At 67.3% G+C, this 22935-nt stretch carries 20 protein-coding genes; 10 read left to right on the forward strand and 10 right to left on the reverse strand.

The annotated features are described in order from the left end of the window. Nucleotides 1-85 precede the first annotated feature (85 nt). From U858_RS0109980 to U858_RS34760, 3 genes are all read right to left on the reverse strand, one after another. Nucleotides 86-1060 carry a DUF4880 domain-containing protein gene (locus U858_RS0109980; RefSeq protein ID WP_025137015.1) on the reverse strand — a complete coding sequence of 325 codons (975 nt, stop codon included), beginning with the start codon at nt 1058-1060 and terminating at the stop codon, nt 86-88. A gap of 108 nt (nt 1061-1168) precedes the next feature. Next, complete coding sequence (locus tag U858_RS0109985) at nt 1169-1681, reverse strand: RNA polymerase sigma factor (RefSeq protein WP_025137016.1); 513 nt, start codon at nt 1679-1681, stop codon at nt 1169-1171. After that, on the reverse strand, nt 1678-2346 hold the full coding sequence (locus U858_RS34760) for an STN domain-containing protein (protein WP_157838794.1): 669 nt from the start codon (nt 2344-2346) through the stop codon (nt 1678-1680). The genes U858_RS0109985 and U858_RS34760 overlap by 4 nt, the downstream gene beginning before the upstream one ends. A gap of 178 nt (nt 2347-2524) precedes the next feature. On the opposite strand from U858_RS34760, the gene U858_RS0109995 reads away from it, so the two are divergent. Together U858_RS0109995 and U858_RS0110000 are read left to right on the forward strand one after the other, a co-directional pair. Continuing rightward, nucleotides 2525-2878 carry a gamma-glutamylcyclotransferase family protein gene (locus tag U858_RS0109995; RefSeq protein ID WP_025137018.1) on the forward strand — a complete coding sequence of 118 codons (354 nt, stop codon included), beginning with the start codon at nt 2525-2527 and terminating at the stop codon, nt 2876-2878. Between the two features lie 79 nt (nt 2879-2957). Next, complete coding sequence (locus U858_RS0110000; protein ID WP_025137019.1) at nt 2958-3869, forward strand: DUF808 domain-containing protein; 912 nt, start codon at nt 2958-2960, stop codon at nt 3867-3869. Between the two features lie 106 nt (nt 3870-3975). Here the strand turns inward: U858_RS0110000 and U858_RS0110005 are convergent, their stop codons facing one another. Next, the gene (locus U858_RS0110005; protein ID WP_025137020.1) at nt 3976-6219 is read right to left on the reverse strand and encodes a TonB-dependent siderophore receptor; all 2244 of its coding nucleotides are present in this window, start codon (nt 6217-6219) and stop codon (nt 3976-3978) included. 288 nt (nt 6220-6507) lie between these two features. Between U858_RS0110005 and U858_RS0110010 the strand changes: the two genes are divergently transcribed. The 7 genes from U858_RS0110010 (at nt 6508) to U858_RS0110040 (ending at nt 14363) form a co-directional block, all read left to right on the forward strand. Continuing rightward, on the forward strand, nt 6508-6933 hold the full coding sequence (locus U858_RS0110010; RefSeq protein WP_025137021.1) for an Lrp/AsnC family transcriptional regulator: 426 nt from the start codon (nt 6508-6510) through the stop codon (nt 6931-6933). A gap of 616 nt (nt 6934-7549) precedes the next feature. Further along, complete coding sequence (locus U858_RS0110015; RefSeq protein WP_025137022.1) at nt 7550-8410, forward strand: hydrolase; 861 nt, start codon at nt 7550-7552, stop codon at nt 8408-8410. A 61-nt stretch (nt 8411-8471) separates the two neighbouring features. Next, entirely contained in the window at nt 8472-9416 is a 945-nt protein-coding gene (locus U858_RS0110020; protein ID WP_025137023.1) for an ABC transporter permease, read from the forward strand. Then, nucleotides 9413-10234, forward strand: a complete 822-nt coding sequence (locus U858_RS0110025) for an ABC transporter permease (RefSeq protein WP_025137024.1) — start codon at nt 9413-9415, stop codon at nt 10232-10234. The genes U858_RS0110020 and U858_RS0110025 overlap by 4 nt, the downstream gene beginning before the upstream one ends. Further along, entirely contained in the window at nt 10231-11886 is a 1656-nt protein-coding gene (locus tag U858_RS0110030; protein ID WP_025137025.1) for an ABC transporter ATP-binding protein, read from the forward strand. Before U858_RS0110025 ends, U858_RS0110030 begins: the two co-directional genes overlap by 4 nt. Before the next feature lie 93 nt (nt 11887-11979). Further along, nucleotides 11980-12600, forward strand: a complete 621-nt coding sequence (locus tag U858_RS0110035; RefSeq protein WP_025137026.1) for a GntR family transcriptional regulator — start codon at nt 11980-11982, stop codon at nt 12598-12600. A 203-nt stretch (nt 12601-12803) separates the two neighbouring features. Then, nucleotides 12804-14363: an ABC transporter substrate-binding protein gene (locus tag U858_RS0110040; protein WP_025137027.1), complete on the forward strand. Its 1560-nt coding sequence runs from the start codon at nt 12804-12806 to the stop codon at nt 14361-14363. A gap of 310 nt (nt 14364-14673) precedes the next feature. On the opposite strand, the gene U858_RS0110045 is transcribed toward U858_RS0110040, so the two are convergent. The 5 genes from U858_RS0110045 to U858_RS0110065 form a co-directional block, all read right to left on the reverse strand. Continuing rightward, nucleotides 14674-16236 carry an ABC transporter substrate-binding protein gene (locus U858_RS0110045; RefSeq protein WP_025137028.1) on the reverse strand — a complete coding sequence of 521 codons (1563 nt, stop codon included), beginning with the start codon at nt 16234-16236 and terminating at the stop codon, nt 14674-14676. A gap of 35 nt (nt 16237-16271) precedes the next feature. Further along, a complete protein-coding gene (locus tag U858_RS0110050) occupies nt 16272-17408 on the reverse strand; it encodes a C45 family peptidase (protein ID WP_025137029.1) in 1137 nt (378 codons plus the stop codon). A 125-nt stretch (nt 17409-17533) separates the two neighbouring features. Continuing rightward, the gene (locus U858_RS0110055; RefSeq protein WP_025137030.1) at nt 17534-18370 is read right to left on the reverse strand and encodes a polysaccharide deacetylase family protein; all 837 of its coding nucleotides are present in this window, start codon (nt 18368-18370) and stop codon (nt 17534-17536) included. Next, nucleotides 18367-19257, reverse strand: a complete 891-nt coding sequence (locus tag U858_RS33640) for a polysaccharide deacetylase family protein (protein ID WP_025137031.1) — start codon at nt 19255-19257, stop codon at nt 18367-18369. Before U858_RS33640 ends, U858_RS0110055 begins: the two co-directional genes overlap by 4 nt. Next, nucleotides 19257-20270 (reverse strand): tripartite tricarboxylate transporter substrate binding protein, encoded by a 1014-nt coding sequence (locus U858_RS0110065; RefSeq protein WP_025137032.1) that lies wholly within the window; start codon nt 20268-20270, stop codon nt 19257-19259. Before U858_RS0110065 ends, U858_RS33640 begins: the two co-directional genes overlap by 1 nt. A gap of 266 nt (nt 20271-20536) precedes the next feature. Here U858_RS0110065 and U858_RS0110070 point away from each other — a divergent pair, with 266 nt between their 5' ends. Further along, entirely contained in the window at nt 20537-21307 is a 771-nt protein-coding gene (locus U858_RS0110070) for an IclR family transcriptional regulator (RefSeq protein ID WP_029953712.1), read from the forward strand. Nucleotides 21308-21365: 58 nt separating this feature from the next. Here the strand turns inward: U858_RS0110070 and U858_RS0110075 are convergent, their stop codons facing one another. Then, the gene (locus U858_RS0110075) at nt 21366-22934 is read right to left on the reverse strand and encodes an efflux transporter outer membrane subunit (protein WP_025137034.1); all 1569 of its coding nucleotides are present in this window, start codon (nt 22932-22934) and stop codon (nt 21366-21368) included. Nucleotide 22935 lies beyond the last annotated feature (1 nt).

Genomic DNA, 22935 nt, shown 5'->3' on the forward strand with positions numbered 1-22935 from the left:
ATGACGCCCGCGCAGTCGGCATAGGAAACCGCGTGAATTTTTTATGACAAACGCGTCATGGCGGTTTCCGGGACGGCGGCTGCGGTCAGCTCAAGAACACCACGTCGCCCACGCGGCGCACGCTGGCGCCGTACAGCTGCTGGATCTGGGTGATGGCCTGGTCCAGGTCCTTGACCTCGTAGCGCGCGCTCAGGCGGTGGCGGGCCAGCGCATCGTTCATCAGCACCACGCGCCCCGGGCGGTAGCGGTTGATCTCGTCGATCGCCTGGTTCAGCGGCAGGTCGTGGAAGCTGACGATGCCCGCGCGCCAGTCCGAGGCGTCCTGGGCGATGGCCATCGGGGGCTGCATGGCGTCCGCCGTGTAGCGCAACTGCTGGCCGGCGCGCACCACCAGGTTGGCATCCCGGTGTTGCACGTCGACCTGGCCGGCATTGCAGCGCAACTGCACCTCGCCCTGGGCCAGGCGCCGCACTTCGATGTCGCCGCTGGCCAGGGTCATGCGGGCGGCGCCGGCCAGCACCGCGCATGGCTGGCTGCGCGCCGCGTGGATGGCGGCTTCGCCCGACACCAATTCGATTTCCGGCAGGCCGCCGCGGGTAGAGACATTGACGCTGGTCTGGGTGTTCAGCGCCAGGGTGACCTGCTGGCCGTCCAGCGCGAAGCTGCGCTGTTCGCCCGTGGCGGTGCGGTAGTCGGAATTGAATTCGGACCACGATGGCCACAGCCCCAAGGGCGGCCGCAGCACGCTAGCCACCGCCAGGCTGGCGAAGGCGCTGGCGCCGCCGGCCAGCAGCCAGCGCCGACGCGGGTTGGGCGCTTGGGGGCGGCGCGCCGCGGGGTGGGTCGCCGCATAGGCTTGCGTCACCCGGCCCAGCTCGCGCCAGGCGCGGGCGGCTTCGGTCCAGGCGCGCGCGTGCGCCGGGCTTTGCGCACGCCAGGCCTTGAACGCCGCGCCGTCCTCGGTGGTGGGCGCGCCGGTGGCCAAGGCGCGCGCCCAGGCATGGGCCTCGCGCTCAAGGGCGGAATCGGGCAGGGGGCCGGGGGACGATGTCGGGCTCATGGGTATCGCTGGCTGCGGGCGGCGTTATCCGCCGCTTTCATACTTAGACGATCCGGCGCGGGGCAAACGGAACCGGATTCGCGAAAAAAATACACTTTCTTTCATTTTTCATTGCCCCCGCGCCATCGCCCGGACGCAATGCTCGTGCGCCGTCTGCAATTCGCGGCCCACCAGCCGCACCGAGATGCCCCAGCGCTTGGCCAGATCGGGCCGCGACAGGCCCTCGACCCGCGCCGCGATCAGGATGTCGCGCTGGCGCGGCGTCAGGGCGTCCAGCGCCTTGAACATATGGTCCATGTCCGAGCGCGACTCGGCGATGCCGCCGGGCCCGGGGGCATCGTCCTGCACGTCGAAGAACTCGCTGACCTCGCTTTCGCTCAGCAGCCGCACGTCCTGGCGGATGCGGTCGATGGCGACGTGCACGGCCGTATTGACCAGATAGGTCTGCGGATGCCGCACATCGTCCAGGTCGTCGCGCGCCGACAGGCGCAGGTAGGCATCGTGCAGCGCATCGCCGGCCAGGTCCGATGCGCCGCCCAGGCGGCGCGCCACCTGGCGCCGCAGCGCTTCATAGCGCTCGGCCACCAGGCGGCGCAGATTGGCCAGGCCGGCGCCGCTCATCGCCGGCAGCCGCCATAGCGGCGCGCCGCCTCGGGGGTGATCAGCAGGGTGGCCGGCAGGCCGAAGCCGGCGGGCGGCGCGCCGATCGGCAGGCCTTCCAGGGCCTCCTGCAATCGCGGCCCCATGTCGGGCCGGCCGGTGGCGTAGGCCTGGGCGCCGCGTATGGCGTGGGCGGGGTCCAGCGGCACGCGCAGCGCCACGCGGTATTCGCCGACATGCAGCTCGGGCCGGGCGCACAGGGCGGCCAGCACCCGGGCCTGTAGCCGGCCGTAATACTGCTGGCGGGCGGCCTGCGAGGCTTGCGACGCCGGGGCCGGCGGGGTGCGCACGCGTGGCATCAGCATCAGCGCCCGCGGCGCGGTGTAGCGGGCCTGCAGGTCGGTTTCGGCCAACAGCCGGGCCAGCGCGTCGCGCGCGGTGTAGCGGCCGGTGATGGCAGGGGCGGTCTGGTCCGCGGTTTGCGCGCTGTCGTAGAGCACCGAGTCGCCCGTAAGTTGGCTGTATTGCTGCAAGGCGTTGTGCAGGGGCTGGCGCGGCCAGTCGAAGGGGTATTCACGCGCGCCCTCGGCCGCCGCGGCCGACGCGGCCAGGGCAGCGCCGGCGGCCATCACTGTCATCATCGCCTGCAGGCGTTTCAAGCCGGTGCGCACATCGGCGGCTGGCAACGCAGGTTGTCGGGGATGGCGAAGGAAGGCATACGCGCGGGAAGTCGGACGCTGACCGCCGCGAGGCGGTGGGGAAGCCGACATGGTAGGGCCCGAATGTGACCCTTTGGTTGCATGGCGATGACACGGAGCGGCTGGTGTAAAGTCGCGTGTACACCATTTCCTAAAGGACACGAAGGTGCCTGAATCGAACCAAACCGCGGTTCTGCTGTTTTCGTACGGAACCCTGCAGGACAAGGCCGTGCAGCGCGCCAACTTCGGCCGCGAACTTACCGGCAAGCCCGACGCCATGACCGGCTACGTGCAGCGCTGGGTCGAAATCACCGACCCCGACGTCATCAAGACCAGCGGCCTGGCCCAGCACCCCATCGTCTACGCCAGCTACGACCCGAAAGACGAAGTGGCCGGCATGGTGTTCGAGATCACCCAGCAGGAACTCGAAGCCGCCGACCGCTACGAAGTGTCCGACTACAAGCGCGTGTCGGTGCTGCTGAAATCCGGTGTGCACGCCTGGGTGTACATCAAGGCCTGAATCCGGGCGCGCTGCGCCGCGGCGGTTTCCGGCGGTTCGGCGCCTGTACACTCGGACATCTCGACTTCGGGGGCCTGACATGGCCGGCAGCAGCTTCTTTGCCCTGTTCGACGACATCGCCACCATCCTGGACGACGTGTCCGTCATGACCAAGGTGGCAGCCAAGAAAACCGCCGGCGTGCTGGGCGACGACCTGGCGCTGAACGCGCAGCAGGTTTCCGGCGTGCCGGTCAACCGCGAACTGCCTGTGGTGTGGGCGGTGGCCAAGGGCTCGTTCATCAACAAGCTGATCCTGGTGCCATCGGCCCTGGTCATCAGCGCCTTCGCGCCCTGGGCGGTGACACCGCTGCTGATGGTGGGCGGCGCCTTCCTGTGCTTCGAGGGCGTGGAAAAGCTGGCCCATAAATTCCTGCCGCACGGCGATACCGCCGACGGCAATCATGCTGCGCGGGCCGAAGCCCTGCAGGACGCCTCGGTGGACATGGTGGCGTTCGAGCGCGACAAGATCAAGGGCGCGGTGCGCACCGACTTCATCCTGTCGGCCGAAATCATCGCCATCACGTTGGGCGCCGTGGCCGGCGCCGACATGGTGCGCCAGACCATCGTGCTGGCCGGCATCGCCCTGGTCATGACGGTCGGGGTCTATGGCCTGGTGGCGGGCATCGTCAAGCTGGACGACCTGGGGCTGTATCTCAGCACCAAGCGCTCGCAGGCGGTCGCCTGGCTGGGCAAGCGCATCGTGGCGGCCGCGCCCTACTTGATGAAGACGCTTTCCGTGGTGGGCACCGCCGCCATGTTCATGGTTGGCGGCGGCATCCTTACCCATGGTATCGCCCCGCTGGGCGCTGCCATCGAGCACGTCGCGGCAGCCACCGGCAGCGGCCTGGTGCCGCTGTTGGTGTCGACGTTGCTCAGCGCCCTGTTCGGCATCGTCGCCGGGGCCGTGGTGCTGGGCGGCGTCAGCCTGGCCAAGCGCCTGTTGCGGAAATAGGGCGCCCGGCCTGGGCGGGCCCGGGACCCGCGATACCGCTAGGGCGCACACCTCGTCAAAGCCAGCGGCTTTGCCGGCCGCGCGGCGCCGGTATGTCAACCGATCATCAATACGCCAGCGAGGCTTGCAGGTACACCGTGCGCGGCATGCCCACGTACTTGCCCGCGTTGTTGTCGGTGGAACGGGTGAAGTAGCGCTTGTCGAACAGGTTCTTCACGCCCAGCGCGATGTTCAGGTTGTGCATCTGCTTGCCGAAATCGTAGGCGGCGCGCACATGCACCGTGCCGTAACCGGGGATGTCGCCATAGGCGCCGTTGGCGCTTTCGGCCGTCTGGTACGTGGCGCCGGGGTCGGGCGAACCGGGCGAGCGCTGCTTGGACTGCAGGAACGTATCCACGTTGTAGGTCCACTGGTTGCGCGTGTAGCGCGCGCCCAGCGACGCCACGTTGCGCGAATAGAACGGCAGGTCGCGGCCCTCGAACACGCCGGCCTTGTAGGTGGCCTGCGTGTAGGTATAGGTGCCGTACACCGACATGCCCGACAGCGCGGCGGTGAGTTCGCCCAGGTCGTACGACAGGCCTGTTTCCAGGCCGCGGTGGCGGGTCGCGCCCAGGTTGGTCCAGGCGTCCGAACCGCCATTGGTGCCGCCGCGCAGCTGCAGTTCGTCGTCGAAGTTGATGTTGAACAGCGTCAGTTCGCCCTTCCAGCCGCCGCCATTGAAATGCGTGCCCACTTCATACGTGGTGGCCTTTTCCGGATGCAGGCCGTTGGTGGTCGACGCAATCTGGAAGTACTGCAGCGGGCCGAACGACTGGCCGGCGTTGGCGAATACGCTCCATTGCTCGCTGACGTGATACACGAGCGACAGCGAGGGCAGGGGCTCTTCCGACTTGATGCTCGTGGACTTCGTCGCGGCCGGGTTGGACTTGTCGTTCAGGAACGAATCGATGAACTCGTAGCGCACGCCTGGCGTGATGGTCCAGTTGCCGACATTGATGGTGTCGTCGATATAGACCGCGTGCGCGGTCGTGCCGCCGGTGCGGAATTGATACTGCGGGTTCGGCGCGTTCAGCGGATCGAAGGGGCCGTCCGGTACGTAGAACGCCGTGCGCGACGCGCGTTCGTCGCTGGCTTCCTTCAGGTAGCGGTAGCCCACGCTGACTTCCTGCGTGATGTCGGACCCGCGGAACAGGCGCGAATAGCGCGGCTCGATCGCAAACGTATGGTAATTGCGCGGATTGAACGTCAGGCGGCGCTGGCCGGCGTTGGCCCCGGTGCCTTCGGTTTCGATGCTGCTGCCCCGGAAGCTGTCCGTGTAGTAGGTCAGCAACTCAAACTTGTTCACGCCGTCGTCGTGGTTGTAGCGGAACGACGCATCGGTGCGCCGGCCCGTGAAACTGTCGTATGGCCGCGTCGACTGAAACGGGTCTTCGGAATACTGCTTGGTCGTCAGGCCACCGGGCATGCCCGCGCGGCCTTCGTAGTGGTGCAGCGCGGCCGAAATGCTGTCGTCCGCGCCGATGCGGTACGTGCCCTTGAGCATCACGTCATCGATATCGACCCGATCGTTGCTGTCGCGAAAGCCGTTGCCGTGCGTACCCGAATAGAGCAGGGCGCCGCCCAGGCCGCGGTCGTTGGTGCCGCCGATGAACGCGCTCGGCGTCGTCTTCACGCCGCCGTGGCTGTACATGTCGGTCTCGACCGACGCATCCGCCGTGAAGTCCTGCGGAATCGCGCGCGTCACGAAATTGATGATCCCGCCCACGTTCTGCGGGCCATAGCGCACCGATCCCGCGCCGCGCACCACGTCCACCGCCGACAGATTGCCCAGCGCCACCGGCGCCATCGACAGCTGCGGCTGCCCATAAGGCGCCACCGCCAACGGAATGCCGTCCATCAGAATCGTCGACCGCGGCGACAGCCGCGACGTCAACCCGCGCACCCCCACGTTCAACGACACATCGCTGCCGCCCGTGCCATTGCTTTCCTGCACCTGCACGCCCGGAATCCGGCGCAGCACATCGCGCACATTCGTCGCGCCCGTATCCTGGAACGCCGCCCGATCAATGATCGTGCGCGCGCCGCCGTGCTCCAGCACCTTCTCGTCGCTGGGATTCTCCAGCCAATCGCCCACCACACTGATCGCGCCCAGCGTGCTGCCATCGCCGGCCGCAGCACCGGATGTCGAAGCGGCCGGCGTCGCGGCGGCAGCGCCCGCCGAAGACGCGGAAGCCGGCGCCGCGCCAGATGTCGGCGCACCTTTCACGGCGGTTTGGGCGTAGCCGTTGGCGGCCACGGTCAGCAAGGCCAGCGCGAGCGCAAGGCGTCGCGGGGGGAAGGGGATCAGCATGGAGGTTCCAGGAATGGCTCTCAAATAATGAGAGCGACAATCAAATTGAGAATCTTTTCTAGGCCGGGGCGGACTGCGCACACAAGCTCGGCAAGAGGCAGCCGGCAGCCCCTGCACAAGCCGCCGAAAATATAGCAAAAATTGGCGCCAATCCAAACGCGGTAAATTGGGGCCGTGGCAAAAACACCCCACGACCCTCCGGCTGGCCAACCGCACCCGCGCGCCTGCGCCCAGCCGAATCCGTATAAGATGTGAAATTGGCGCCAATTTTTTGACGCGGGAACCATCATGGACACACTAGATCAGCAATTGCTGGGACTGTTGCGCGCCGACGCGCGCGCAACCGTGGCAACCCTGGCCAAAAAGCTCGACGTATCACGGGGCACCATCAACAACCGCATCGCCCGCATGGAAGACGACGGCATCATCGTCGGCTACACCGTGCGCCTGCGCCCCGAATCCGAGCCCGACCAGATCGGCGCCTGGATGAACATCGCCGTAGACGGCAACGAAACCCGCCGCGTCGTCAGCATCCTGCTAGGCGACCCTGCCGTCGTCGCCCTGCACGACACCAACGGCCGCTGGGACCTGCTGGCCGAACTACGCGTGGCCAACATCGAAGAAATGTCCCGCGTCCTGGACCGCGTCCGCCTGATCAAGGCCATCTCCGCCACGGAAACCAGCATCCACCTGAAGAGCTACAAGCTGGACTAAAAAAACAGGGCAGGGTGCACCCCTCAATCAACACAACAGCCCCCAACACAGCCCTCCTGACGGCAGACCACCCCCCCGTCCTCCCCAAAAAACCGGCCCAAATCCCCTCGACGCACCACCCCCCCAACGCCCAAAAAGGCCGCCCGCGCGGCCGTTTGGGCGACCCCGCAAGACCCTCCACCCCACCCCCGTTCCCCACCAGAACGTCAAGCACACCCCCCACCCCAACACCGCCCCAAACCCGCATCACCACAGCGTGGCGGGCAGGCGCACAGGGAGGGCGGGGCGTGTAGATGCGCCCGACGGAATCGGAAGGCAGTCGCCGAAGGCGACAACGACGATGAGGAAGGGGCAGTCCGGAGCGAAGGCTCCGGACCGCAATCGTAGCCCCGCCCTCCCTGTGCGCCTGCCCGCCACGCGGCAGAAGAACACGAACCTGCACCAGCAAAAAACCAGGAACAAACCCCGCCGCAAAGGCGAACCCCCACCCCGTTAGGGATTCCCCCCGGTTGCCCCCCCACACCCCGAACCCTAAAATTGGCGCCAATTTATGCAAACAAACACAGCCAGCCAGCCCCCCCAGGCCTCCAAGCCGCCAGGATTCAAGGATCAAGCAATGCCCTCCGCAGCACCCACCCTCACCCCCGAAGCCGCCCGCGCCCGCGCCATCTACGACCTCGGCCACAGCACCGTCTTCTCCGCCCGCGTCGACCCGCGCTTCTCGTACTGCATGTACGTCCCCCCGCACATCGACCAGGCCAAGCACCCCATGCAACTGGTGGTGATCATGCACGGCACCGGCCGCGCCTTCGTCGAATACCGCGACGCCTTCGCCGAATTCGCCCGCTGGAACGACTGCATCGTCCTGTGCCCGCTCTTTCCCGTCAGCCCCCTGGGCGACGGCAACCGCGACGGCTTCAAGCAACTGCACGAAGGCAACATCCGCTACGACCACGTCCTGCAGGACATGGTCGCCGAAGTCGGCGAAAAATTCGGCTGCGACTTCTCGCGCTTCGCCCTGTTCGGCTATTCCGGCGGCGGCCAGTTCGTCAACCGCTACGCCTTGCTGCACCCCGAAACCCTGTGGGCCGTTTCCATCGGCGCGCCCGGCTCGGTCACCCTGCTCGACCCCAGCCAGGACTGGTGGGTCGGCGTGCGCGACGCCGAAGCCCGCTTCGGCAAGGCTGTCGACGTCGACGCCCTGCGCCAGGTTGCCGTCCACATGATCGTCGGCAAGGCAGACCTCGAAACCTGGGAAATCACCCACCGCGAAGGCGGCAAGTTCTTCATGCCCGGCGCCAACTCCGCCGGCTCCACCCGCCCCGAGCGCCTGGAATCCCTGCGCCGCTCGTTCGAAGCGGCCGGCGTCAAGGCCGTGCTGGACGTCGTCGACAACGTGCCGCACGACGGCCTGAAGTGCGTCGGCCAGGTGCAGGACTTCCTGGCCGCCGAGCTGCGCAAGCTGCGAAATGAATAACACCGAAAACAAGAAGTGCGGCGGGCGCATCTGCGCCCGTCAGCCGCGATAGGAGAGGGGCATGCTGCGTTTCGCGCTATCCCGTATCGTCATGGCCATCCCCACGCTGCTGATCGTGGCGGTGGCCGTATTCGTCATGATCCGCCTGATTCCAGGCGATCCGGCGCAACTGCTGCTGGGCGACCTGGCCACCCCGGCCGCTCTGGCCGACCTGCGCGCCCGCCTGGGCCTGGACCAGAGCTGGACCACCCAGTTCGGCATCTGGTTCGGCAACATGCTGCATGGTGACCTGGGCTCGTCCATCAACACCGGCCAGCCCGTGCTGCCGCTGGTGTGGGACCGCTTCCTGATCAGCGGCCGCGTGGTGCTGGTGGCCGTGCTGTTCGCCGCCATGGTGGCCGTGCCCGCGGGCATGATCGCCGCCTGGAAGCAGAACAAGGCGCCCGACCTGATCCTGGTCGGCACCGCCACGCTGCTGGTGTCCATTCCCACCTTCTGGCTGGGCCTGCTGCTGCTGATCTTCTTCGGCCTGAAGCTGCAATGGCTGCCCGTGGTGGGCTACGTGTCCATCGGCGAAGACTGGAAGGCCGGCCTGCTGTACCTGGCCATGCCCATCCTGACGCTGTTCCTGCACGAAATCGGCGTGCTGATGCGCATGGCGCGCGCCAGCACCCTGGAAGTGCTGCGGCTGGACTACATCACCCACGCACGCGCCAAGGGCCTGTCCGAATCGGCCGTGCTGATGCGCCATGCCTTTCGCAACGCCTTCGGCCCGACCTGGACGCTGATCGGCCTGGTGCTGGGCAACCTGCTGGGCGGCATTGCCGTGGTCGAAACCGTGTTCACCATTCCCGGCCTGGGCCGGCTGCTGGTGGATTCGATCTTTGCCCGCGACTACCCCGTCATCCAGGGCTGCCTGCTGTTCGTCGGCGTGGTCTACGTGATCGTGAACCTGCTGATCGACCTTTGCTATCCCATCTTCGACCCGAGAGTGACCGCCGAATGAAAAAGCGAATTGCAGCTAACGCGCTGATAGGCGGCGTGATCGTGGCAGCGATGATCGTCGCGGCGATCATGGGCGCCTTCTGGACGCCGCATGATCCGCTGAAGATCAACTTCGTGGCCCGGCTCAAGCCGCCCGGCGGCGATTTCCTGCTGGGCACCGACGAATTCGGCCGCGACGAACTGTCGCGCCTGTTGGCCGGGGCGTCCAGCAGCGTCTGGATCAGCTTCCTGACCGTCAGCTTCGCCATCGTGGCGGGCACCGCCATCGGCACCCTGACCGGTTTCGTGCGCGGCTGGACCGACCGCATCATCATGGCCTTCAACAACGCCTTGCTGGCCTTCCCGGGCCTGTTGCTGGCGCTGGGCCTGTTGGCCGTGGTGGGCGCCAACAAGTACGGCATCATCCTGGCGCTGGGCCTGGCCTACACGCCGTCGGTCACGCGCATCGTGCGCGGCACCGTGCTGTCGCTGCGTGAAAAAGAGTTCATCGAATCGTCCCGCGTGCTGGGCAATTCCGAGCTCTACACCATGTTCCGCCACGTGCTGCCCAATTGCGTGGCGCCGCTGACGGTGCTGGCCACCTCGATGTTCGGCTGGGTCATCCTGGCCGAAAGCGCGCTGTCGTTCCTGGGCCTGGGGGTTCCGCCGCCCGCGCCCACCTGGGGCAACATGCTGGCCGCCGCCCGGCCGTTCATGGCGCAGGCGTCCTATCTTTCCATTCTTCCCGGCTTGGCCATCGCCCTCGCGCTGCTGGGGATCAACCTGCTGGGCGACGCGGTGCGAGACCGTTTCGATCCCCGCATGAGGGGCGTGCAATGAGCGCACTGGTAACCGTATCGAATCTGTCCCTGACCGTCGGCCGCGGCGGCCGTGAAATCGTCGGCGGCGTGTCCTTCGAGGTGGCGCCGGGCGAAATGGTCGGCATCGTCGGCGAATCCGGCAGCGGCAAGACCCAGGCCGCCCGCGCCATCATGGGCCTGACCCCGCCGCCGCTGGTGGTGGCCGGCGGCTCGATCCGCTTCGAAGGTGTGGAAGTGACCCAGGCCAGCGCGGCCCAGCTGCGCAAGCTGCGCGGCGCGCGCATCGGCATGGTGTTCCAGGAACCCATGACCTCGCTCAACCCGTCCATGCCCATCGGGCGCCAGCTGGACGAAGGCCTGAAGCTGCACCGGCGCGATCAGTCGACCGCACAGCGCCGTGAACGCATCCTCGAGATGCTGCGGCGCGTGGGCATCCGCGACCCCAAGGCCGCCATGGAAGCCTGGCCGCACGAGTTTTCGGGCGGCATGCGCCAGCGCATGATGCTGGCCTCGGTGATGCTGCTGGAGCCGGCGCTGTTGATCGCCGACGAACCCACCACCGCGCTGGACGCGGTGGTGCAGCGCGACGTGCTGGAACTGATGGTGGACCTGACGCGCGAGCACAACACGGCCGTGCTGATGATCAGCCACGACCTGCCGATGGTGGCGCGCTACACCGAGCGCATGGTCGTGATGCAGCACGGCAAGGTCCTGGAAACCGGCACCACCGCCGGCATCCTCGAACGCCCGCAGCATCCCTACACCCGCAAGCTGCTGGACGCGATGCCGCGCCGCCTGCCGGCCCGGCCCGTGACGCAGGAGGCGCCCATCGTCGAGGTCAAGAACCTGGTGGTGGATTACGCCGGCCACCAGCGGCTGTTCTCGCGCACCGGCGCCAAGCGCGCGCTGGGCGGCATCGACCTGCACGTGAAGCCGCGCGAAGTGGTGGCGGTGGTGGGCGGGTCGGGTTCGGGCAAGACCACGCTGGGCCGCGCCATCGCGGGCCTGCTGTCGCCCACGTCCGGCCAGATCCTGTTCCGCAACCAGGCGGTCAGCCGCCGCTCGGCCGCCTGGCGCGACTACCGCCTGAACTGCCAGATGGTGTTCCAGGACCCGTATTCGTCGCTGGACCCGCGCATGACCATCGGCCAGCTGGTGGGCGAAGGCCTGCGCATGCTGACCGACATGGCGTCGGCCGAAAAACGCCGCCGCGTGGATGAAGTGCTGGCCGAAGTGGGCCTGGGGTCCGAGTATGCCAAGCGCTTTCCGCACGAACTGTCGGGCGGCCAGCGCCAGCGCGTGGCGATCGCCCGGGCGATCGTGCGCCGGCCGGCCTTCGTGATTGCCGACGAGCCGGTGTCCGCGCTGGACGTGACGGTGCGCGCCCAGGTGCTGGACCTGTTCGCCGACCTGCAGGAACGCCATGGCTTTTCGTGCCTGTTCATCAGCCACGACCTGGGCGTGGTCGAGCAGGTGGCCGACCGGGTGGTGGTCATGCGCGACGGCGGCATTGTCGAGCAGGGCACCCGCGACGAGGTCTTCGACCATCCGCGCGAGGAATACACCCGCAGCCTGCTGTCGGCCATTCCGGCGCTGGAATCCACCGATACGGGCGGCGTGCGTCTGCGCTGGCGCCTGGACGGGCAGGAGCCGTCTCGGGCCACGGCTTGAAGGGACGGATCCGCGCCGGCCGCCGGGGCTGGCGGCCCGGCGCGGACTTATGCATAAAATACGCGGTTTGGATTTGATTCACGGGAGTGGTCCATGCCGAAAGCGGCGGCGACACAGCCGGGCCTGGTTGACCGTATTGCCCATGATATTCAGTCGGGCATCTTTGGTCCCGGCGCGTGGCTGAAACAGATCGACCTGCAGGAACGCTACGACGCCAAGCGTCTGGACGTTCGGCGGGCGCTTGACCAATTGGCCGCCAAGCGGCTGATTTCGCACATCCCGAACCGGGGCTACCACGTCTACGCGATGGACCCGGACCAGCACGTGCAGATCCGCGATATTCGCGTGCTGCTGGAAACCGGCGCCGCGGCCGACCTGATGCCCAACGTCACGGCGGCCAAGGTGCGCGCCCTGCGCACGCTGGCCGAACGTTTCGCCAAGCTGCTGCACGACGGCACGCTGCTGGAGCAGTACGAGGTCAACCTGGCGTTTCACGCCGGGATGTACGACATGTGCTCCAACCGCGAGCTGGCTTCCCTGATCCAGGAAACCCGGGCCCGCGGCCCGGCGGCGCCGGCCAAGGAATGGGTGACGCGTTCGCGCATCGAAATCTCGGCCCGCGAGCACTTCGACATGGTCGAGGCGCTGGAGGCGCGCGACGTCAAGCGGCTGCAGAAAATCATTGCCCAGCACGTGGGGCAGGACATTTCCTGACCGATTCCGGACGATTTGCCTGACTTTTGCGGCGGCCATCCTGAAAAGGGGCCGCCGCAAGTCGTTTCCGGGTGTCCGATTGATGAGATTCACAGGGATACCCCCGATGCCAGTCCGGGTTTGAGCGTTCATAATAGGCTGCTATTTTTGGCGCCAATATAGTCATGAATCAGGCGTCGTATGCCCCCGGGGGAGTTTCCGCAATGCACCACCAATCTGTTTCCCGAGCGCTTGCGCTCAGCTTGGCGCTGGCCGCCGCAGGCACGGCCCACGCCGCTACCCTGACGATCGCCCAGCCGGCCGACATCCGCTCGACCAATCCGGGCGTCAACCGCGACAACACCACCGACGGCGTGGTGCTGAACGTGGTGGAAGGCCTGGTCGGCTACCGGGAGAACGGCACGGTGGCGCCGTTGCTGGCGAAATCGGTCGATCTGTCGGAAGACGGCCTGACCTACACTTTCAAGCTGCGCGACGGCGTGAAGTTCCACAACGGCGCCACGTTGACGTCGGCTGACGTCATCTGGAGCTGGGAACGCTACATGGACGCCAAGACCGACTGGCGCTGCCGCAGCGATTTCGACGGCCGCAACGGCCTGAAGGTGACGGAAGTGTCGGCGCCGGACGCGCAGACGGTCATCATGAAGATCGACCGCAAGTCGGCGGTGTTCCTGGATTCGCTGGCCCGCACCGATTGCGGCATGACGGCGATTCTCAGCAAGGATTCGGTCAACGCCGACGGTTCGTGGAACAAGCCGGTGGGCACGGGCCCGTACCAGTTCAAGGAATGGAAGCGCGGCGAATACGTGCTGTTGTCGGCGTTCAAGGACTACGTGTCGCCATCGGCGGGGGACAAGCCGGACGGCTATGTGGGCGCGAAGCGTCCGCTGGCCGACGAGGTGAAGTTCCTGGTGGTGCCGGACCCGTCCACCGCGAAGGCGGGCCTGGTGTCGGGCGCGATCGATGCGAGCCAGATCACGATCACGGACGTGGCTGAACTGAAGAAGAGCCCGACGGTGTCGGTGATGAGCCCGCACGACGCGACCAAGCACACGCTGTTGTTCCAGACGCAGGACCCGGTGCTCAAGAATGTGAAGCTGCGCCAGGCGATTGCGGCGGCGCTGGATATTCCGCAGGTGGTGGCGGCGGCTTCCGAAGGGCTGGGCCAGCTGAACAATTCGGCGGTGTATGCGGGGTCGGCCTATTACCAGGAAACGGAGAAGCGCACGTACAAGTACGATCCGGCGCGAGCGCAGCAGCTGCTGAAGGAAGCGGGCTACAAGGGCGAGCCGATCGTCATCTATGCGAACAAGCGGGCGCACGTGCCGAGCTACCAGGTGGCGGTGATCGCGCAGGCGATGATGCAGTCGGTGGGGATCAATGCGCAGATCGAGGTGCTGGAGTGGGCGACGCAGCTGGATCGCTACAACACGGGCAAGTACCAGATCAGTTCGTTCACGTTCTCGTCGCGGATCGATCCTTCGTTGAGCTTTGAGCAGTTCGCGGGGGACAAGTCGAAGCAGCCGCGCAAGGTCTGGGATGATCCTGCGGCGCAGAAGCTGATTGACGAGAGCTTTCTTGAATCTGATCCGGCCAAGCGGCAGAAGCTGTTTGACCAGTTGCATACGTTGATGTTGGAGCAGACGCCGTTGTTGGTGCTTTATAACGGGGCGGATGCTTGGGCTACTAATAAGCGGGTTGAGGGGTTTTCAGTTTGGGAAGGGAAGCCTCGGGCTTGGGAGACTAAGATTGTGGGTAAGTAAGTAGGTTGGGTTTTTGGGGTGGTTGCTGGTGGTGATTGTGCTGCTGGGGCCGCCTGACGCGTCGGTGGCCTGCGGTGTGCGGGGCTACGATTGCGGTCCGGAGCCTTCGCTCCGGACTTCCCCTTCGTCATCTTCGTCACCGCCTTCGGCGGTTCCTTCAGATTCCCTCGGGCGCATCTACACGCCCCGCACACCGCAGGCCACCGACGCGTCAGGCTCTACTGTCTGTACCTTGGCGGGCTTTGGGGGTGTTGTTCTGTAATGCAAAGAGGCCGCTTTCGCGGCCTCTTTGCATTTGGCTTGTGCGGCTTTACTTTGCCACGCGTTCTACTTCCCAGGCGCGGGGCTTTTTCACGGCCCAGGGGGTGTAGCCTTTGACGTCGCTGCGGTAGGCGCCGATGTCCAGGCCGTTGTAGAGGGGGATGCTGGGGACGTCGGCCAGGAATAGCTTGTGCAGTTGGTCGAACGACGTCTGGCGCTTGGCGTGGTCGGTGTCGACCGAGGCGGCGTCCAGGAGTTTTTGGGCTTCGGGGTTGTCCCAGACCTTGCGCGGTTGCTTGGATTTTTCGCCGGTGACCATTTCGTAGTTCAGGGCGGCGTCCAGGCGGGCGGAGTAGGGGAAGGTCATCATCTGGTAGGTGCCGGCGTTGTAGCGGTCGAGCTGCGTGGCCCATTCGGCGACTGACAGCTTGGCGTTGATGCCGGCGGCCTGGAGCATGGCCTGGATGATGACGGCGGAGTTGTAGGACTGGGGGTAGCGCTTGGTGGTCATCAGTTCGATTTCCTGGCCCTTGTAGCCGGCTTCTTTCAGCAGCTTCTGGGACAGGGCGACGTCGTACTTCCAGCCTTCTTTCTGGGCGGCGTCGTGGTAGGGCGAGACCAGGGGGACGATGGAGTTGTTGGGCTTGGCCAGGCCTTCGGTGACGGCGGCGGCCAGTTGTTCGTAGTCGATGGCGTGGGCCAGGGCCTGGCGCATCTTGGGGTTGGACAGCAGCGGGTCCTTGGTTTGCAGCAGCAGCGCGGTCATGCTCATGACGGGCGCGTAGGCGACCTTGACGTTGGGCGTGGCCTGCAGGACGGGGACGTCGTTGTTGGAGACGTCTTCGATGATGTCGATGTTGCCGCGTTGCAGGGCGGCCTTGGCGGTGGAGTCGTCGGGCACGATCATGAAGCGCACTTCGTCGACCAGGGGGCGCTTGGAACCGGTGTAGCCGTCGAGCTTGCCGCCGCGGTTGGCGTAGTCGGCGAATTTGGTCAGGCGGATGTATTCGCCGCGCTTCCATTCGGCGAATTCGAAGGGGCCGGTGCCGATGGGCTTGTCCCAGGTGCCGTCGGCCTTGACGGAGGCCTTTTGCAGGATGCCGGTGCCGCCGCAGTCGGCGCGCGCGAGCGAGGCCAGGAACAGGCTGCTGGGTTTTTCCAGGTGGTAGACGACGGTCTGGGCGTCGGGGGCTTCGACGCCGGTGACCTTGACGGTGCCGCGGCCATCGAATTCGCTGGAACAGCGCCAGCCGGAATTGGCGGCGGTGTAGTGCTGCCAGGTCCAGAGGACGTCGGCGGAGGTGAGGGGGGCGCCGTTATGGAATTTGACGCCCTGGCGCAGCTTGAAGGTGTAGATCTTGCCGTCGGGGCTGATGTCGATGGATTCGGCCAGCAGGGGGCGCACTTCGGCGTCCTCGCCGTAGGCCACCAGGCCTTCGACGATGTGCAGCACGACGGCGTCGCTGTTGCTGTCGCGGTTCACGCCGGGCTCGGTCGAGCGGATGTCGGCGGTGAACGAGATGCGCAGCGGCGGCTGGGCCTGGGCCCAGGCCGATCCGGCCAGCGCAGCCAGCGCCAGCGCAACCGCGGTGTTCAAGAGTTTTGTTTTCATTGATTGAGTTCCAGGGTTGCGCGGGCGGCCTGGGATCAGGCGGCGGCCAGCAGTTCGGGTTCGGCGTCCAGGCTGTAGCGGGTGAACGTGCGGTTCAGCGCGGGCAGCGGGGCCACTTCCATCAGGCCGGCGGCCGGTTCCATGATGACCATGGCGACGGTGGCCGACAGGTTGTCGTGGCTGCCGGGGCGCGGCGGGCGGCAGACCGAGTACGGGGTGCCGAAGTCGTCGAACAGGGCGCGCTTGAGGTCTTCGCGGGTGAGCTGGTCTTTTTCGTTCAAGAGGCGGCGCACGCGCCAGTCGCGGTAGGCGCTTTCGGGGGTGCTGGCGCGGCCGGTGTCGCGCAGCTTGCCCAGGGCGACTTCGCTGACCCAGTGGTTGGCGTGCACGATCAGGTCGTCGCTGCCGGGGTAGATGGGGAAGGCCTCATCGGTGGTGCATTCGTAGTCGACGCCGAAGCCGGCGGCCATGCCGATCATGATGTTGTTCGAGCAGGACTTGGGCGTGGTGCTGACGGCCTTGATGGCCAGGGCGAAGTGTTCCTGTTCGAGCACTTTGCGGCGGATCAGCGACAGCGGCACGCCGAGCTGGCGGAAGTCGCGGTCGGATTCCAGGTAGTTGGCGGTGATGGACACGCCGGCGCTGTTCAGGCCGCTGCGGGCCAGGCCGCCGGCTTCGACGAAGGTCAGGATGTCGGGGCCGTTGTCGTTGCGCACGCGCAGCACGATGGCCGTTTCGGCGCATTCGGCGCGCCAGTCCCAGTTCTGGCCGTGGATGAGGCGGCCGTTGACCGAGCGGGTCGGCAGGATCAGGGCGCCGGTGCAGCCGTCGCCGGGTTCGAGTTCGGCGGCCTTTTTCTTTTCGGCGCGGGCCTTGGCGATGACTTCGGTGCGGGCGTTGACCATCACGATGTCTTCGAACGGCACGTTGGCGCCGGCGGCGATGCCGCGCATTTCTTCGAGGTAGTGCGGCGCGAAGTTCTCGATTTCGCGGGCAAAGCTGGTGATCAGCTGGGTGCGCGCCATGGCGTCATAGCCCAGGTCGACCAGGGTCTGGCCGTACATGGCGGCGCTTTTGCGCACGCGGTCGGCGGCCTGCTGGCCATAGGCGCGGCCGCGGGCCTCGGGGGTACCGGAAACCGATACGAAGGGAAATTGGGTGATCTGGGTCATGGACGGATAGCGGCGCGGGGGCGCCGTGGGGTCGGGAGTGGTGAGACGGGATGTTGCAAAAATATTATCTTATTTTGGCGCCAAAAATACCGAGGGTTTGCCCGGGGGCGCCTAGCCGGGGGCGCCTAGCCGACGCGCTTCTCCACACATTGCCGCGCCAGGTCGTCGCAGCGCGCAAAGCCAGCCCCGGCGTCACGCAGCCGCTGCAGCAACCGCTCGATCATCTGCAACCGCGCTGCGCGGCCTACGCCGTGGTCGGCGCGCGGGTGCAGGGTCAGGCAGGCGTAGCCGTCGGCGGCGAGCAGGGCGTCGCCCTGTTCGGCCAGGTGGGCGTAGGCGCGGTCCTGGGTGACGCGGCGGCTGAAGTGGGTGGCGTCGCACAGGCCTTCGCTCCAGGGCAGCTCGACCATGCCGGGGGCGCCGTCGGCGTCCAGCGCGTAGGGCGCATCGTCGTCCAGGGCGCTGCTGTCGTAGCGGTAGCCCAGTTCGCGCAAGAGCGGCAGGGTGCGGGGGGTAAAGCCGCCGCCGGTCCAGCGGAAACCTTCGGGGGCCTGGCCGGTCAGGGCGGCCAGGCGGTCGCGGCCGCGTTGCAGCACCTCGGCTTCGCGCTCGCCCAGCGTAGCCAGGTCTTCGAAGGCGTTGCCTTGCGAGGCGGCTTCGTGGCCGTCGCGCAGGCTCTGTTCGAGCAGGTCGCGGCAGCGCTCGGCTTCGAAGGCCGGCCAGAAGAAGGTGGCGCGGATGTCCTGGCGCCGCAGCATGTCCAGCAGGCGCGACAGGCCGCCGCCATAGGTGTAGCGGCCATGGCCGTCGCGGCCGTGCAGTTCGTGCTCGGGGCGGGTGGCGGCCTCGGGGCCGATGCCTTGCACGTTGATGGTGACCAGCACCGTCTTGGCAGCGGACTTCGCGGAGGCGATCGTCTGGGTGGTCGCGTTTGAGGTTGCGTTGGCGAGAGCGGCGCTCATTCGGTTCTCCAGGCATCGGGGTGGGCCAGGCAGTGGCGGGCCAGCGCTTCCAGGGTCATGCAGTGCACGTCCGCCTGCGCGGCCACATGCGCCAGGAAGCGGTCCATGGCGGCGGCGCGGGCGGGGGTGCCGGACCCGCCGGCGGCCTTGGGGTGCACGGTCAGGTGGATGTAGCCCTCGGCCTGGCGCAGGGCCTCGAATTCCTCGATCCAGTTGTCGCAGGCTTCCGCGGCCAGGCTGTGGCCGGTGAAGTAGAACGGGTAGTCGTCCAGTGACACGGTGTTGTTGGGCAGCATGACGAAGCCGTCGTCGGCGGCATCCGCGGGCAGGTAGGGGCGGTCGCGGTCTTTCTCGCTGGCGTCGTAGCAGTAGCCCAGCCGGCGCAGCGCGGGCAGGGTGCGGTGGCTTTTACGGCCCGACGGCGAACACCAGCCCACCGGCGTCACGCCCAGTTGCTGCTGGATCAGGGTGTGGGTCTTTTCGAGCAGGGCGGACTCGTCCTCGCCCAGGTCCCAGGCTTCGTGCAGGTAACCGTGGGCGGCGATCTCGTGGCCGGCGGCCAGGATGGCGCGGAAGGTTTCCGGGTAATGCTCCACGTCGTAGCCGCAGGCAAAGAAGGTGGCGGGCATGGCGTGGCGCGCCAGGATCTCCAGGTGCCGCGGCACGCCGCGGCGGATGGCGTAGCGGCCGGCGGTATGCAGGCCGGCGGGAAACTGCTTGCGGCCCACCTCGACGGCGGGGCCGTCTACGTGCACGGTCACGCAGACCACGGCGCGCACGGGCGGCGCGTCAGGGGCGCGCAGGCCCTGGTCGCGCAGTTCGCGGTCCAGCGTCAGCCAGGGGTTGGCGGCGGCGTCCAGCGGGACGCCATAGGGGATGGCTTGCATCAGGTGGCCTTGATGTTGGCGTTCTTGATCAGGGTGCGCCACTTCTCGCTTTCGGTGGCGACGAAGCGGCGCAGTTCTTCAGGGGTGCCGCCGTGCAGTTCCAGCCCGTTCTGGGTCAGTTGGGCCAGGGCGGGCTGCTTGAGCGCGCTTTGCACGGCGGCATTGAGCGTCTGCACGATGGCGGGCGGCGTGCCGGCGGGCACGAACACGCCGTTCCAGCCGATGGCCTGGTAGCCGGGAAAGCCGGATTCGGCCACGGTGGGCACGTCCGGCAGGGCCGGCGCCCGCGATGCGGACGTGACGGCCAGGGGGCGCGATTTGCCGCCCTGGATGAATTGCTGCTGGTTGATCACCACGTCCATCAGCACCGGGAACTGGCCGCCCAGGAAATCATTGACGGCGGCGGCCGCGCCCTTGTACGGCACGCCAGGCAGGTCCAGGCCGGCGGTGGCCTTGAGCAATTCCATGGCCAGGTGGGCGGAACTGCCGTTCTGGGTGATGCCGTAGAAATACTTGCCGGGGTTGGCCTTGATGAGGGCCACGAATTCCTGCAGGGTCTTGGCCGGAAACGACGGGTGCACCACCAGCACGTTGTTGTAGTAGCAGACCATCGACACGGGTTCGAAGTCCTTGATCGGGTCGTACGCGATGTTCTCGTACAGGCTCTGGTTCACCGTGTGGGTGCCGGTGGAGCCGAGCGCGACGGTATAGCCGTCGGGCGCCGAACGGGCCGCCTGCTGCGTGCCGATGATGCCGGCCGCGCCGCCCTTGTTGATGACCACCACGCTTTGCTTGAGCGCTTCGCCGATGCCCTGGGCCAGCGGCCGGGCGACCAGGTCGGTGCCGCCGCCCGCGGGAAACGGCACGATGAACTGGATCGGGTGCTCGGTGGGGTAGCCGGCCGCGCGGGCCAGGCCCGGTCGCGTCAAGGCGGCGCCCGCCAGGGTGGCGGCCGACGCCGCCATGAATTGCCGGCGGCTGATGCCGCCCGTTGCGCTGCTGCGTTGCTTCATGCGATTTCCCCTTGGATGTGCATGCCAGGCATCGCCGGCCGCACGCTTGTGGGTGCCTGCTGGTCGGCTGCTTGAGTATCATTATTCGATAAAAAACAATCTTCACCAATTAGTTTTTATCTATAAATGATAAAAATAAGAAAAACGATAGATGAATGGGATGGTCGTCGACGATCTCGATAGCGGCGCTTTATGGCCCGCCGCCCCAGGCTGCGCCCCTGTGATACGCTGCGCCGATTCCGCGTTGCCTCTTTGCTGCCCTGCCCATGTCCACCCTGAAGCGAGCCCTAGCGATTCTTGACCTCTTCAGCCTGGCCACGCCGGTGCTGACCGCGGAAGAGATCATCTCGAAGCTGTCCTATTCGGCGCCCACCGGCTACCGGTACATCCGCGACCTGTCGGACCTGGGCTACCTGCTGCGCATGACGGGCGGGGGCTACAAGCTGGGGCCGCGCATCATCGAGCTGGACCACCTGATCATCGACGGCGATCCCGTGCTGGGCGCCGCCCGGCCGATCATGCGCGAGGTGGTGGACCAGGTGGGCGGTGACGTGCTGCTCAGCGTGATCCACGGCCTGCGCATTCTGAACATCCACCACGAGCGCGGCCCGGAAGACCTGGGCATCGCCCACGGCCGCGGCCGCGCGCACCCGCTGTTTCGCGGCGCCACGGCCAAGACCATCATCGCGTTCCTGCCGCGCAAGGACCAGCGCAAGCTCTACGAGGCGCATCCCGCCGACGTCGAGGCCGCGGGCCTGGGGCAGACGCAGGCCGAATTCACCCGCCGGCTGGACGAGATCCGCGTGCGCGGTTCGTACCTGGGCGTGGGCGAGATGTCGCCCGAGCGTGCAGGCATCGCCGTGCCGGTGTTCCAGGAAGACCGCCGCATCTTCGGTGCGCTGACGGTCACGTTCCTGGCGACCCGGCTGAACACCATCGCGCAGGACAAGACCACGGCGCTGCTGCAAGCGGCGGCGCGGCGGATCGAGTCGCTGGCGCTGGCGTCCCGCATCAAGGAACAGGCCCCCGCGCCGTAAGCGTCGGGGGCCTGTGCGGGGCGGCCTCGGGGGCTGCCTGTCTGGGTGGGCGGTTGCTTTACTTCTGCTGCTGCTGCTGCTGCTGCTGCTGCTGCTGCTGCTGCCGTGATTGCGGCACGGTTGCGGCCGGGTCGGACGCGGCGTCCGCCGGCGCCGCGCCAGCCTGGGCTGTCGCTTGCGGCGCCCGCAGCGGCGACCCCATGGCCTGGAACAGCGCCGCCGTCTCCGTTAGCCGGGCACTGGCGTATTCCACTTCGCGCACCCGGGCGGCAACGTAATGCTGCTCGCTGGCGTATGCCGTGTACGGCGCCAGCGCGCCCAGGCGCACCTGGCTGGCGGTGTTGCGATGCGACTGCTCGGCCGCCCGGCGCGAGGCTTCGGCCGAGGCCAGCGCCTGCCCGTCGGCGTCCAGCCGCGCCAGCGTGTCGGCCACGTCGCGGAATGCCGTCAGCACCGTCTGCTTGTATTGCAGCACCGAGGCTTCATAGCGGTCCTTGGCCGCGCTGCGTTCGGCCAGCAGCGCGCCGCCATGGAAGATCGGCTGCGTCAGCGACGCGCCCACCGCCCAGATTGACCCCGCGCCGGACAGCGCCGTGGGCCAGCTGAAGCCGCCCTTGCCCATGGATGCCGACAGCGACAGGCTGGGGAACAGTTGCGCGGTGGCCACGCCGACGTCGGCGGCGGCCGCTTGCAGCACGGCTTCGGCAATATGGATGTCGGGCCGCGCGGCCAACAATTCGGACGGCACCAGCACCGGCACCTCCGGCGGCACGGCCAGTATGCCGAAAGCCAGGTCGGGCGGCGCCTGGTCGGGGCTGCGGCCCATCAGCACGGCCAGCGCGTGGCGCGTGGTCTGCCACTGCGCCCGCAGGCCGGGCAGCGACGCTTCCAGCGTGGCGGCGTCCTGGTCGGCCTGCAAGGCGTCGTTCTGCGAGGCGGACCCCAGCTCAAAGCGGCGCTGCGTGTCGCGCGCCACCTGGCGCGACAGCACCACCTGTTGCTCGGTCAGCGCCACGCGTTCGGCCAGCGATGCCGACGTGATGGCGCCGGTGACGATGTTGCCGGCCAGCGAACGGCGCGCCGATTCCAGCTGGAATGCCTGCTGCTCGACCTTGGCCGCGCGCGATGCGTTTTCAAAGCGCGCCGCGCCGAACAGGTCCAGGTCGTACTTGGCCTGGATCTGGCCGGTGAAGACGTTGTAGAGCGCGGTGGGCTCGGGCAGGTTGGGCATGGTCAGCGCACGCTTGCGCGTGACGTCGGTGCCCGCGTCGATGGACGGCAGCAGCGACGAATTGACCTGTCCGCGCAGTTGTTCGCGGGCGCCGGCCAGGTTGCGTTCGGCGGCAGCCAGGTCGGGGCTGTTGGCCAGGCCTTCCTCGACCATGGCGTTCAGCGCGTCCGAGCCATAGCGTTTCCACCATTCGGGCACCGGGCGCGCGCCTTGCTCGTAGCGCTGCGCCACGCCCTGGGCGGGGGCGCCGGCGGCGGGCAGGGCTTCCACGCCATAGTGCGTGGGCGCGGCCAGCGCTGGCGGCTTGCTGTCGGGCGCGAAGGCGCAGGCGCCCAGCGCCAGCACGAGGGGCAGCGCGGCCAGGCGCCAGGCGGGGGCGGGGTGACGGGGTTGCATC

The sequence above is a fragment of the Achromobacter sp. DH1f genome, from assembly GCF_000633435.1.
Taxonomy (GTDB): Bacteria; Pseudomonadota; Gammaproteobacteria; order Burkholderiales; family Burkholderiaceae_B; genus Achromobacter; species Achromobacter deleyi.

What these genes read in the sequence shown, in the direction of transcription:
- U858_RS0110015 (WP_025137022.1), top strand. Translation starts at nt 7,550, where the DNA reads ATGCCCTCCGCAGCACCCACCCTCACCCCCGAAGCCGCCCGCGCCCGC.
- U858_RS0110065 (WP_025137032.1), bottom strand. Translation starts at nt 20,270, where the DNA reads ATGAAGCAACGCAGCAGCGCAACGGGCGGCATCAGCCGCCGGCAATTC.
- U858_RS0109980 (WP_025137015.1), bottom strand. Translation starts at nt 1,060, where the DNA reads ATGAGCCCGACATCGTCCCCCGGCCCCCTGCCCGATTCCGCCCTTGAG.
- U858_RS0110050 (WP_025137029.1), bottom strand. Translation starts at nt 17,408, where the DNA reads ATGACCCAGATCACCCAATTTCCCTTCGTATCGGTTTCCGGTACCCCC.
- U858_RS0110005 (WP_025137020.1), bottom strand. Translation starts at nt 6,219, where the DNA reads ATGCTGATCCCCTTCCCCCCGCGACGCCTTGCGCTCGCGCTGGCCTTG.
- U858_RS0110075 (WP_025137034.1), bottom strand. Translation starts at nt 22,934, where the DNA reads ATGCAACCCCGTCACCCCGCCCCCGCCTGGCGCCTGGCCGCGCTGCCC.
- U858_RS0110020 (WP_025137023.1), top strand. Translation starts at nt 8,472, where the DNA reads ATGCTGCGTTTCGCGCTATCCCGTATCGTCATGGCCATCCCCACGCTG.
- U858_RS0110070 (WP_029953712.1), top strand. Translation starts at nt 20,537, where the DNA reads ATGTCCACCCTGAAGCGAGCCCTAGCGATTCTTGACCTCTTCAGCCTG.
- U858_RS0110055 (WP_025137030.1), bottom strand. Translation starts at nt 18,370, where the DNA reads ATGAGCGCCGCTCTCGCCAACGCAACCTCAAACGCGACCACCCAGACG.
- U858_RS0109985 (WP_025137016.1), bottom strand. Translation starts at nt 1,681, where the DNA reads ATGAGCGGCGCCGGCCTGGCCAATCTGCGCCGCCTGGTGGCCGAGCGC.
- U858_RS33640 (WP_025137031.1), bottom strand. Translation starts at nt 19,257, where the DNA reads ATGCAAGCCATCCCCTATGGCGTCCCGCTGGACGCCGCCGCCAACCCC.
- U858_RS0110010 (WP_025137021.1), top strand. Translation starts at nt 6,508, where the DNA reads ATGGACACACTAGATCAGCAATTGCTGGGACTGTTGCGCGCCGACGCG.
- U858_RS0110025 (WP_025137024.1), top strand. Translation starts at nt 9,413, where the DNA reads ATGAAAAAGCGAATTGCAGCTAACGCGCTGATAGGCGGCGTGATCGTG.
- U858_RS0110035 (WP_025137026.1), top strand. Translation starts at nt 11,980, where the DNA reads ATGCCGAAAGCGGCGGCGACACAGCCGGGCCTGGTTGACCGTATTGCC.
- U858_RS0110030 (WP_025137025.1), top strand. Translation starts at nt 10,231, where the DNA reads ATGAGCGCACTGGTAACCGTATCGAATCTGTCCCTGACCGTCGGCCGC.
- U858_RS0110000 (WP_025137019.1), top strand. Translation starts at nt 2,958, where the DNA reads ATGGCCGGCAGCAGCTTCTTTGCCCTGTTCGACGACATCGCCACCATC.
- U858_RS0110040 (WP_025137027.1), top strand. Translation starts at nt 12,804, where the DNA reads ATGCACCACCAATCTGTTTCCCGAGCGCTTGCGCTCAGCTTGGCGCTG.
- U858_RS0110045 (WP_025137028.1), bottom strand. Translation starts at nt 16,236, where the DNA reads ATGAAAACAAAACTCTTGAACACCGCGGTTGCGCTGGCGCTGGCTGCG.